Source organism: Stratiformator vulcanicus, assembly GCF_007744515.1.
Lineage (GTDB): Bacteria > Planctomycetota > Planctomycetia > Planctomycetales > Planctomycetaceae > Stratiformator > Stratiformator vulcanicus.
The window spans coordinates 3498880-3509743 of the sequence record NZ_CP036268.1; the positions used below are offsets into that span (position 1 = coordinate 3498880).

At 58.7% G+C, this 10864-nt stretch carries 12 protein-coding genes and 1 pseudogene; 12 read left to right on the top strand and 1 reads right to left on the bottom strand.

What is annotated here, in order from left to right:
- The first annotated feature begins 328 nt into the window (after positions 1-328).
- The 12 genes and pseudogenes from Pan189_RS13765 to Pan189_RS13815 all read left to right on the top strand — a co-directional run bounded on the left by Pan189_RS13765 (position 329) and on the right by Pan189_RS13815 (position 8666).
- Entirely contained in the window at positions 329-1672 is a 1344-nt protein-coding gene (locus tag Pan189_RS13765) for an outer membrane protein assembly factor BamB family protein (protein ID WP_310820479.1), read from the top strand.
- Positions 1673-1705: 33 nt separating this feature from the next.
- Entirely contained in the window at positions 1706-2098 is a 393-nt protein-coding gene (locus tag Pan189_RS13770) for a hypothetical protein (protein WP_145364552.1), read from the top strand.
- A 167-nt stretch (positions 2099-2265) separates the two neighbouring features.
- On the top strand, positions 2266-3507 hold the full coding sequence (locus Pan189_RS13775; RefSeq protein ID WP_145364553.1) for a hypothetical protein: 1242 nt from the start codon (positions 2266-2268) through the stop codon (positions 3505-3507).
- 107 nt (positions 3508-3614) lie between these two features.
- Positions 3615-3824: a hypothetical protein gene (locus tag Pan189_RS13780; protein WP_310820480.1), complete on the top strand. Its 210-nt coding sequence runs from the start codon at positions 3615-3617 to the stop codon at positions 3822-3824.
- A gap of 391 nt (positions 3825-4215) precedes the next feature.
- Entirely contained in the window at positions 4216-4650 is a 435-nt protein-coding gene (locus tag Pan189_RS13785; RefSeq protein ID WP_145364555.1) for a VOC family protein, read from the top strand.
- Between the two features lie 55 nt (positions 4651-4705).
- Positions 4706-5062, top strand: a complete 357-nt coding sequence (locus tag Pan189_RS13790; RefSeq protein ID WP_145364556.1) for an ArsR/SmtB family transcription factor — start codon at positions 4706-4708, stop codon at positions 5060-5062.
- Complete coding sequence (locus tag Pan189_RS13795; RefSeq protein WP_145364557.1) at positions 5034-5939, top strand: SRPBCC family protein; 906 nt, start codon at positions 5034-5036, stop codon at positions 5937-5939. The genes Pan189_RS13790 and Pan189_RS13795 overlap by 29 nt, the downstream gene beginning before the upstream one ends.
- 39 nt (positions 5940-5978) lie before the next feature.
- Complete coding sequence (locus Pan189_RS13800) at positions 5979-6479, top strand: SRPBCC domain-containing protein (RefSeq protein WP_145364558.1); 501 nt, start codon at positions 5979-5981, stop codon at positions 6477-6479.
- Positions 6476-6979, top strand: a complete 504-nt coding sequence (locus tag Pan189_RS13805; protein ID WP_145364559.1) for a DinB family protein — start codon at positions 6476-6478, stop codon at positions 6977-6979. The genes Pan189_RS13800 and Pan189_RS13805 overlap by 4 nt, the downstream gene beginning before the upstream one ends.
- A 35-nt stretch (positions 6980-7014) precedes the next feature.
- Positions 7015-7470, top strand: a pseudogene (locus Pan189_RS21805) (SRPBCC family protein); the annotation flags it as partial.
- Positions 7468-7905, top strand: a complete 438-nt coding sequence (locus tag Pan189_RS21810; RefSeq protein ID WP_445785728.1) for a YybH family protein — start codon at positions 7468-7470, stop codon at positions 7903-7905. The pseudogene Pan189_RS21805 and the gene Pan189_RS21810, both read left to right, overlap by 3 nt.
- Positions 7905-8666, top strand: a complete 762-nt coding sequence (locus tag Pan189_RS13815; protein ID WP_145364560.1) for an MBL fold metallo-hydrolase — start codon at positions 7905-7907, stop codon at positions 8664-8666. Before Pan189_RS21810 ends, Pan189_RS13815 begins: the two co-directional genes overlap by 1 nt.
- A gap of 510 nt (positions 8667-9176) precedes the next feature.
- On the opposite strand, the gene Pan189_RS13820 is transcribed toward Pan189_RS13815, so the two are convergent.
- Positions 9177-10841 carry a glycosyltransferase family protein gene (locus Pan189_RS13820; protein ID WP_145364561.1) on the bottom strand — a complete coding sequence of 555 codons (1665 nt, stop codon included), beginning with the start codon at positions 10839-10841 and terminating at the stop codon, positions 9177-9179.
- Positions 10842-10864: the final 23 nt, after the last annotated feature.

The window sequence follows — 10864 nt, forward strand, 5'->3', positions numbered from 1 at the left end:
GACAAAGTAATCGCCGGACTGCGGCTCAATCGCGACGTACTCGCCTCGATGATCCGGCTCAAGCTAAGCTCGGAGTCGGGATTCGTAAATTTTTTTCGATCGAGCAACGACTGACTTCGTAGCTTCTGAGATCATTAAGAACTCCGATTTGTTCAGATTTCAGTTCGCAAGGATACCATACGGTTCGGCCCTCAATAAAGCTGAAAGGACACCGCAACCCGCGACGCGCGCCATCCAATTGAACGCGTGATTGCGAACGCGTTGGAGCCAACCGGCAGCTATCGCTTAAGATTGCGACACACCATACACCGCCTGAACGGAGATCGCTGTGAGTCTTAGACTGATCCTGCCGTCCGCCCTGATCGCACTCCTTGCCACAACCGCCCTCGCCGCCGACGGCCTTCCCGATGGTGCCGGGGACAACTGGCATCGCTGGCGCGGGCCGAACGGTGACGGGACCGCAGCCGAGGGGGCGACGCCGCCGATTCGTTGGAGCGAGACCGAGAACGTCAAATGGAAAACGAAGATCCCCGGCAGCAGCTACGCCACGCCGATCGTGTGGGAGGATCGCATCTACATGCTGACCGCCGTCGATACGGGCCGAAAGCCGTCGCGACCGGTGAAACCAGTGAGCGGCTATCAGAGCGCCGCGATGCCCACCACGTTGTTCGACTTTAAGGTCCTCGCACTCGATCGCAACAGTGGCGAAATCATCGGCGAGACCGTCTGCACCACGCAGGTGCCGCATGAGCCGGGGCACAAATCGACCGCCTACGTGGCGTCTTCGGCGATCACGGACGGCGAACACGTCTACGCGTTCTTCGGCTCGCGCGGCCTCTACTGCCTCGACACCCGCGGCGAGATTGTCTGGAAGAAAGACTTCGGCAAGCAGGAAACACGTGCCGCCTTCGGCGAAGGGGCAACGCCCGCGCTCTATGGCGACACGATCGTCGTGCCGTGGGATCACGAAGGCCCTGACTTCATCGCGGCCCTTGACGCAAAAACCGGCGAGGAGAAATGGCGAGTTAACCGCGATGAGCAAACCACATGGGTGACGCCGCTGATCGTCCCGCCTTCCAATTATAAAAGCGGCGATCGCGTGCAGGTCATCATGAACGCCTCCAATCGCACGCGTAGTTACGACCTCGCCACCGGCGAAGAGATTTGGGAATGCGGCGGACAAGCCTCCAACCCCATCGCCACCCCCGTGACCGACGGCGAAAACGTTTACTGCATGACCGGATACCGAGGCTACGCGGTGGTCGCGATCCCCCTCGACTCCAAAGGCGACATCACCGGCTCCGAACAGATCGCGTGGTCCGAAACGTACTCGGCCCCCTATGTCTCCTCGCCGGTCCTCTACGAGGGCACCCTCTACTTTCCCAAGAGCCGTGACGCGATCTTAACAGTCCTGAATGCCAGAACGGGCGTACCGATCGTCCGCCAGATGCGGCTCCCCGGCCTCGACACGACCTACGCCTCCCTCGCCGCCGCCAACGGCCACATTTATATCCCCGGCCGCAACGGCACGACCTTGGTCTTAAAACACGGCGACCGCCCCCAGATCGTCGCCGAAAACAACCTTCCCGGCGGCATTGATGCCTCCCCGGTGATCGTGGGGAAGCAATTATTTCTTAAGGCAGGGGCGGATTTGTATTGCTTTGAAGACTAAAATACCGGCCTTCACTCAAGTGAGACAGAGATTGTGGCCACCTACGAATACAGCTTGACGCAGCCGCCGGAAGAACCGCGCGAACGAGAGTTATGGCTGCAACATGCGGCCGGATTCATCATTTTCGAGGACGTCCGAGCGCATGCCCGTCGGCAAGTCAATTCGGAACTGAATGGTTCGGCTCGCGAGGCCGCCTTCCAAGCCATTGACGACGCCGTCGGAGGATTAATGCAAATCTTGGACGGCGTCTCCGGCACGTTGAGCAACGATACGCATTCGGTGGGCCTGCGTGTGACAGTCGAACTCGAAGACGTTGCCACCGGCAAAAGTGTTTCAACGGTTGATCTGGCCGAAGGCGACGGCATGTGCATGGGCTATCACGGCTGGCTTGAAGGTGACTACGGCGCTGAGCGACCTTTCGAATGACGCCAGTGAAGATAATCGCGCTGATTGAGTAGCTGATTGCAGTCTTGAAGAGCCACCGTATCCGAATGCGTGGTTAAGTTCAGCAGACTATCGATTGCCGAGCTTTGGTAGCCGTTGCAAGGCGGATTGCCACAACGACTTATCCGAGCAACAACTCTGAGAGCGACATGTACCGCGAACTTCATCCCGCTTTGCAACGCTCGTACTGTTTCGTCGTGACCGCGACTATTCTGAACCTCTTCGCCACAGTTGCGCATGGCGAAGAATTCCCGGCTGCACCGCCGGTGCCTTTGCAATCTCAATTAACGTTCTCGACGCCCAAGGCTGCTCGCACCGTTGCAGAGTTACTCTCGCACCTGGCGACCGCTCAAGGTATGGAGATTAATTTCCCCTCTGACGAAATCGAACGCTCACTCTTCCGGCGTAAAGATCGACCACTGAATCGCAAGCCGGTGACCGCGAAAAGCTATTGGGGCACGCTGAAACAACTTTGCGATCAATATGATTATCGGGTCAAACTATACAATCGGAATAAAATCGATTCCGACGACGGGGCAAGGATAAGTCGGGCTAAGATCGTCGACCGCTTTCTCCTAATACCGGCAATCGACAAATCTCCCTTCGTGGGCGACGATCGCCGACACCTCGTCGTGGCCGCGAGGACGCCTCCCAATGACATTTTGTGGGACGCCGCCATCTGCTCGTCGGAATTGGTCAACGGCGAACACCGACTCTCATTGGCGAAAACGTCGAGGTATACATCCTACCCGATTTTCGGCGTCTATTCCTGGGGATCGCCGATTCCCGAGAAAGCAGAGTTGCCGTTGGGCAAAGGCCGATGGGAGCTACACGGAACGCTCCGAGCGTTTGTTTCCCGGAATCGCTGGTCGATTCCTCTGAGGGGCTCACGTGATTGGAAACTCGGGACTGTTGGAACGGTGAAGGTCGACGACCGTGGATTAGTTAAATCCTTTCAACTCGGTGATCACGGCAAGTTGGGACCGTTCGCTGACGCGAAGCAGCTCTACCGGATCGACATCATCACGTTGAACAAGGCAAATGCTGTCGTAACGGCGGACAATAATGAGTTGGAATATTTGTGGGATGAGCAGCTATGCGGCTCGCAATGGAAGCAGGTCTGCCGTCGGATGATTGGAAAATCTCTGGTCCGTCCGACCGAAGCACGATATCTGCTTGACAGCGAACCGCTTCCACTGAGCATGCTAACGCACCTGAAACCGAATCAAATTCAAATCGCCGTCTTCGATCGACCAGATAGCTTCGCTCAGACCGGCACGCCTACACTCGAGATCGGAGCGTTCATTCCTTTCGAAACGGAATTTAAGCTCGATGTCGACGAGGTTGTCAGCCCTCGAAAAAATAAACAGCTATTGAAAGAGTCACCTTAACCAACGGGGTTCCTTCCGAAGGTGACGATATCGTAGCCAAAAACACCCGCCCCATCTTCTACACCATTCTCCTCGGCACGTGGGCGATCCTGTGGGTCGTCGCCTGCGTGCATGATCTGGTGTTAATTCGGATCGAGCCGCGGCATTTTACGGAGTTTCATTATGATATTCCGTGGACCCGTGATCTTAATTTGCTGGCGGTTCTCTACGCGAGCGGGGCGTCGGTTTCGCCGGGGTTGTTCTTCGGGTTGCTGCTCTACTATTGCGGCCGCTGCGGGCCGGGGGCGAAGTGGCGGCCCCTCGGACTTTGTTGGTGATCGCCGGGGCCGTGCTCGCGGCTGTGGATGTCCTGGCGTGGTGTCTGGGGGCGAGGGCTTGGCAGCGGGTCGCCCTAGTTCACCCGGCGATGTTCTTCCGGAGTTCACGCACGGAATTCTCACGACGCAAACGGTGCAATTGACGCTGGATGTCGCGGGGATCGGCGGGGATTGGTGACCTGCGCTGCGATCTGGCTGAGGCGATGGTCGAAGCAAGGTGAAAATTCTGTCGGCCGACCGGGCGGCTCGGGCGCATAATCCGGCTGATCACTTCTGCTCGCCGAAGTGCTTCAACTTTTTGAAATTGCTGATTGACGGTTTCAGTTCGCAACAGTATTTTACCGTTCGGTTATGTAACCGTTCGGTACAGTACTCTGGAGGGACGTGAGCCGTGTCGAAGACTCTGATTCAGCCGTATCTCATGTTCGGCGGGCGTTGTGATGAGGCGCTGGAATTCTATCAGCGGGCGATCGGGGCGGAGGTGCAGACGGTGATGCGGTTCAGCGAAAGTCCCGAGCCACCGGAAATGCCGCTGCCGCCCGGTTGGGATAACAAGGTCATGCACGCCGCATTCAAAGTGGGCGAGTCGCTCCTCATGTGCTCGGACGGCATGAGCACCGAAGTCGACTTCAAGGGAATCACGCTCGCCCTCTCGCTGCCGATGGTGGAAGAGGTTGGGCAGAAATTCAACGCCCTGGCCGAGGGCGGCAAGATCGAAATGCCGCTGCGAGAGACGTTCTATTCACCGAAGTTCGGAATGCTCTCCGACCGGTTCGGCATCGGATGGATGCTGCTGGTGTACTCGGACGAGCAGGATGATGGTTGAGGCTCGGCGTTTAAAATAGCACTTTTAAGCCGAAGGATCGGCAGGTTGCGAAACGATGCCAACACTCGACGCGACATTCTCCGCACTCGCCGATCCGACTCGCCGAGCGATTCTGCGCCGACTGTCAAAGGGGGAACGCTCGGTAACCGAACTCGCCGAGCCGTTCGACATGACCATGCCGGCGATCACCAAGCATCTTAAGGTGCTGGAAAAGGCCGGCTTAATTGAACGCGGACGGAAAGCGCAAACGCGTCCGTGCCGACTGGCAGCCGAGCCGCTGCGTGAAGCGCAGGAGTGGATCGACCAATACCGCCGGTTCTGGGAACAGAGCTTCGACCGACTCGATGATTACTTAAAAGAACTTCAACAAAACGAGGGCAGCGATGAGCGTACCGGCCGCCGGAAGAAGTGAAACGGATGAGCTGACCCTTCGCATGGAACGGACGTTCGACGCTCCGCGGGAACTCGTCTGGGCCGCATGGACGCAGCGAGAGCACATTTCAAAGTGGTGGTGCCCGGAAGACTTTAAAGTCACTTCGGCACAGAACGATTGCACTCCCGGCGGCTCGTGGCGTTGCGGCATGCAATCACCGGAAGGGGAGCAGCATGTCTGCGGCGGAGTTTATCGAGCGGTCGTTCCGCCACTGCGATTAATCTTCACGATGGCATGGGAAGACGAACACGGCGAACTGGACCAAGCGACGACCGCAACCGTGACCTTCGAAGAGGTCGGCGATCAAACCTTGATGAAATTCGAACAAACCGGCTTCGCCTCGACCCATGTCAGGAACGAGCACCACGACGGTTGGAGCGGGGCCTTCGAGAACTTGAAATATCTGCTGTCACGGACGCTCTTGCTGACGAGGAACTTCGACGCTCCGCGAGAACTGCTGTACGAAGTCTGGACCAAGCCGGAGCATCAGGTCCACTGGTGCGTCCCGCTCGACTACGAAATAATTTCCTGCGAAGACGACGCGCGAGCGGGCGGGACCTACCGGTGCGGCATCCGCGCCGCCGACGGCAACGAGTATTGGATGAGTGGCTGCTATCAAGAGGTCGTTCCGAGGGAGAAGCTGGTCAGCACCTTCGCACTCGAAGATGAACAGGGCCGGCCGGGTCACGAATCGATCGTCACCGTGCGGTTCGAAGACCACGACGGCGGGACCCGGCTGACGTTCCTACAGATGCTGTTCGAGAACGCCGCCGGCCGCGATGCTCATCACAAGGGCATGCTGAGCACGTTCGTCAAGCTGGAAAGCTATCTCGGACGGCTTCGCGTGACCGCCTGAGCTTCGATCTTCTCTTAATCCTTAACGAAATTTCGAATCATGGCTGACCTGCCGCAAGCTTCGGAAACGACGTTGGTGCTCACGCGAGTCTTTAAGGCCCCGCGGGAGTTGGTGTGGAAGGCCTTCACCGAAGCTGAGCATTTGGAGAAATGGTGGGGGCCGCGCGGCTTCACGACACGTGTCGAAGAACTCGACTTCCGCGTCGGCGGAAAGACCCGGTACGTGATGACCGGCCCCGACGGGGCCGAGTATCCGGTCGAAGGCGTCTTTCAGGAGATCGTTCCCAACGAGCGGATCGTCAGCACCGACGAGTTCGCCGAAGACTTTCATCACCCCGAGTTGGGCGAGCTCCCCGAAGGAATGGTGGTTACTTTTTTATTCGACGAACTCGACGAAAAGACTCGGTTGACACTCCGGATCGATCACCCGAGCGTTGAGAGCCGGAAGCAGCACGAAGACATGGGCGTCGTCGCCGGTTGGCATTCCAGCTTCGACGGCCTCGATGAGTACCTCGCCTCGACTCTGGAGAACCAAACATGACAACCATCGAAACGATTAAGGCAGCGTTGGAGCTTTGCTACAACTGGACCCACCGGCTGGCCGCGGATTGTAAGGACATCGCGCTGACCTTCCCGACACCCAACGGAGGGAACCACCCCATGTGGGTCGTCGGCCACGCGGCTCACGCGAGTGCGGGGCTGTTATCCCTGATCGACGGCCGACCCAATCCGTATGCCGAATGGGATGCGATCTTTCAGGGCGGCACGCAACCGGTCGCTGACCCGACCAAATATCCGCCGTATGAAGAAGTGCTCGCCGCCTATGAGGCGAGTCACCGTGCGCTGATCGAATACGTCGATTCGATCGACGAGTCGAAACTCGACGACCCGCCGGCGGTCGTGATGGAGGCCTTCGCCGACAATCCGGACTTTAAGACCATCGGCCGGCTGCTGCTGTTCATCGCGATGCACGACATGTCGCACCGCGGCCAACTCGCCGACGCCCGCCGGGCCGCCGGTCGCGGACCGCTCGACTTCTGATCTTAAAGAATCTTAAAAACGAAAGTTACAATTTCATGAATACCGCCCAATCGACCGCTGATCGCGAAATCGTCATCTCACGCGTTCTGAACGCACCGCCCGAGCTGGTGTTCGACGTATGGACCGACGTGGAGCATATCTCCAACTGGTGGGGCCCCGAAGGCTTCACCACCACGACGCACGAGGCGGCGTTCGAACCGGGCGGCACTTGGCATTTCACCATGCACGGGCCCGACGGGACCGACTACCCGAACCGCATCATGTTCGACGTGTTGGAGCGGCCGTCACGGATTGAGTATCGCCATACCGGCGAAGCCGCGACGGCCGATGTGAAGTTTAATTCAATAGTCACATTCGAGGCGGTCGAAGCCGGGACGCGGCTGACAATGCGGATGGTGTTCGACTCGGCCGAGATCCGTGATCGGACCGAACGCGAATACGGGGCCGTCGAAGGATTTCAGCAGACCGTCAACCGGCTCAGCCGACAGGTGCGACATGCGCAGGAGAAGCGCGCCATCGAAGCGGTCATCGGCCGCTGGTGCGAGACCCTTTCCGCCCGCGATCTCGACGGTCTCATGGAACTCTATGCCGAAGATTTCGTGCTCTACGACGCGATTCCGCCTTACGTCTCACGGGGACTGGCCGCGTACCGTCAGAATTGGGAGCAATGCCTGCCTTATTTTCCCGACGAGTTCGGCTTCGATATTCGTGAGAAGGAAATCGAAATATCGGACGGCCTCGCCGTGGTGCATTTCATTCTAAATTTTACGTCGCCTGAAGAAAACCACCCTGCCACGCAAACATGGATGCGGGCCACGTCATGTCTGCGGAAGACCGACACCGGTTGGAAGTATTTTCATGACCACGTCTCCGTGCCCTTTAATCCCGAGACGATGGCCGCCGTCACCGACTACGAGCCCAATTAATGCTTGAAATTCGCCACCTGAACTGCGGCTGGTTACAGTCGGGGTCCAATCCACGCGCCTCATGCCATTGCCTGCTGTTGCAACAGGGCGAGCGGCTCGTGCTGATCGACAGCGGCATCGGCCTGAAAGACATTGCCGATCCCGAGGGCCGTATCGGCCGGGAGATGCTCGATATCGCCGGTTTTCAATTTCACGAAGAGCTGACCGCCTATCGTCAGATTGAAGCGATGGATCTTAATCCGGCGGGCGTGACCCACGTCGTCTTGACTCACGGCGACCCCGATCACACCGGTGGTCTCGCCGATTTCCCCGACGCGACAGTGCACCTTTCCGCCGAAGAGCTCGCCGCGATTGAAGCGGGCGATTTTCGGTATCCGCCGGCGCAGTTCGAGCACAGGCCGCGGTGGCGAGCCGTCGGTCCGTCGGAGCAGCACTGGTTCGAGTTTGAAGCGCGGCCGCTCGACCTGGGGCTCGACGGCTCCGTGCAGTTGATCCCACTTTTCGGCCACACGCTCGGCCACTGCGGCGTCGCCATTCAGAGTGATTCCGGCTGGCTGTTTTACATCGGCGATGCCTACTTCCTCCGGGGCGAGCTCACCGATCCCGATCACCCCGTCGGCAAACTCTCCGCGCAACGCGCCGTGAACGACCCGCAGCGTCGCACGACGCTCGAAACGCTTAAGCGACTGCATCGCGACCATTCCGATGAAATCACGATGTTCGGCTACCACGATGAAACCGAGTTTTCGTTCAAGTCTTAGCGGACTCTCCTATAGGTCGCTGCCGCAGGCCCCTCCGCGGCGAGACGCCGAGCCGCGCAACCGGCTCCGCTCAGGTAGAGGACAGACGGTGCACCGCCTCTACTTACCCCGCTGGTGGGCGCAGCCGTAAGGCTGCGGTTACCCCCATGCAGCGGATGTTGCCGCGGCAAAGCTGCCGGGCGCGCGTCCGATTTTTTCGAAGTAGCTATCAGCTTTCGGCTATCAGCTCTCAGCAAGTAATGAGAGCCGAGAGCCGAGAGCTGAGAGCTGAGAGCTGAGAGCTTCAATTTGGGAGACCGTGTGTTTCACCCACGTAAAGATATTTGTTTGAAAAGGAGTGAGATCGACGCAGCGATTCCACCAGCCAGAACTTCACCACGCAGGTCAGTTTGATCAACCGGTTGGTCGACTAGAGCGAAACCCCGTAAGTGTAGCGGGTTCAGGCGGCGATCCTTGCGAATACGCAGGCGTTGTGCGTCTGATAGCCGCCACAGATAGCAGGAAACTGCTCTAAAGCACGCCGGCGATTGCGAAGCCGGTGACTGTGCCGATTAAGTAGAGGGTGAAGAACCCCTGCGCGATAGCGATCCAGCTCGGCGATAGCCGGGTTGCCGAACGCGGCTTGTCGCGTTCTTCATTCGTGATGGCGGCGGCGCTCAATACCACTAACAGCGGCATTAGCAGAATCCACAGTCGCGCCACCTCACCGGAGTTCTTTCCTGAAATCCACAAACCGCTCCATACGATTACAATGGCGAGCATCAACGCCCCGTAGTCGGTTAAGGCGGGCCGGCATAATTCACGCCAAAGCCCAATTGCGGCCGCGCAGCAAATCGCCGGTCCGGCCGCGATCAGGAGTTCAAGCGGATTAACCGCGAGCCATCCGAAATAGCTTCGTGAAAACTCGTCGTAAAACCTGGCGTGGTTCCATAAATTAAGTCGCCAGATCGAAAGCAAATCGACTCCGGCGAGATAGAAGCAAATCAGAATTAATGCGACGAATGCCGCGGCCGCGCCGCCGCGGAGCAGGGCGGACCGAATAGTTCCGCGATCTTGACAACCGAGAATCATACGCAAAATTTCGAATACTCCCACGACGGCCACAATCGGTAGCAAAGCGAGACTGAGCGTCATCCCGATCAACGCCACGGCGGCGGCCGGAATCGCCAGCCACCAGCGACCCGGAAGTTGCGACGCCGCCCACAGCGCTAAGAAGCAACAGCCGAACAGCGGCAGCAGCAGGTCTGATTTCGGAAGAAATAATGCGACCGCCGGCGTTAATGGCCAAAGTGCAGCCGCGTTCCACGCAAGGTCATCGGAAACGAACCGTCGGATTAAAAAATAGAGCGGCACGACCGTCGCTGCGGCAGCCAATTGCGTGAGCATGGCGAACGTCCAGATCGTCGCCTCGGCGGCCGGCGTCAATTCGCCGGAGACGGCGGGCAGGTCTTCACCGATCGATCGAAACACCTCGCGCGCCGAATGTGGTTCGGTATTAATTGCGAACCGAGTGAGAAACGGCGACGCCTCGAATATTGCCAAGAGCGAGCGATACGCCACGACCAGACCCGGCGGATGAGTGCCGATATGCAGCACATCGCCTTTGCGCATCCGATCTTCATAGGAAGCGAGGAACGAGCCGAGGTTGCGAGCGTCGTTGGCGGCCAGCGTGTAATAGCCGGAGGAGGAGGGGAAGTAGAGCACGACCGCCGCTTTCCCTAATCGATGCTGAGACCGGATCGGAGTCTGCTGCGCTACCCACAGCCAGACGAAACCGCCGCACACCAGCAACATCAGACTCACCGCTCGTGCCCGAGGAGCGTCAACGAAGAAATACCGCGATGCCCGTCTCACGAACCCGACATAGACGACCAGCGCGAAGATTGCCGGGACTGCCGCGAAGGCGGACAGCCAGAGCGGTTGCTCGATCCGTTCCCATGCCCATTCGCCTGGAATGCCGAGCGGGATCGGCAATGTTAAGAGCACTGCCGCGGCTGCGGTCAAAACGAAGGCTGCGATGTCCAGCGATGAGGGCCGTCCGGGCAGCAGGGTCGGCGTCAAAGAAAGACCGCTCCCGTCCTCGGGCGATTCGGGACGGGGGCGGTCGATATGATCGGCTGGCGGTTTCTTCGGCTTTTTTCGGCCCATAATATTCCGGCCGCCGAGGGGCGACATTGACGGATCACGGACCTGCCGAA

Bases quoted from the DNA above. Each gene is read 5' to 3' on its own strand.
- Pan189_RS13815 (WP_145364560.1), top strand. From the start codon at position 7,905: ATGCTTGAAATTCGCCACCTGAACTGCGGCTGGTTACAGTCGGGGTCC.
- Pan189_RS13775 (WP_145364553.1), top strand. From the start codon at position 2,266: ATGTACCGCGAACTTCATCCCGCTTTGCAACGCTCGTACTGTTTCGTC.
- Pan189_RS13805 (WP_145364559.1), top strand. From the start codon at position 6,476: ATGACAACCATCGAAACGATTAAGGCAGCGTTGGAGCTTTGCTACAAC.
- Pan189_RS13795 (WP_145364557.1), top strand. From the start codon at position 5,034: ATGAGCGTACCGGCCGCCGGAAGAAGTGAAACGGATGAGCTGACCCTT.
- Pan189_RS13820 (WP_145364561.1), bottom strand. From the start codon at position 10,841: ATGTCGCCCCTCGGCGGCCGGAATATTATGGGCCGAAAAAAGCCGAAG.
- Pan189_RS13790 (WP_145364556.1), top strand. From the start codon at position 4,706: ATGCCAACACTCGACGCGACATTCTCCGCACTCGCCGATCCGACTCGC.
- Pan189_RS13800 (WP_145364558.1), top strand. From the start codon at position 5,979: ATGGCTGACCTGCCGCAAGCTTCGGAAACGACGTTGGTGCTCACGCGA.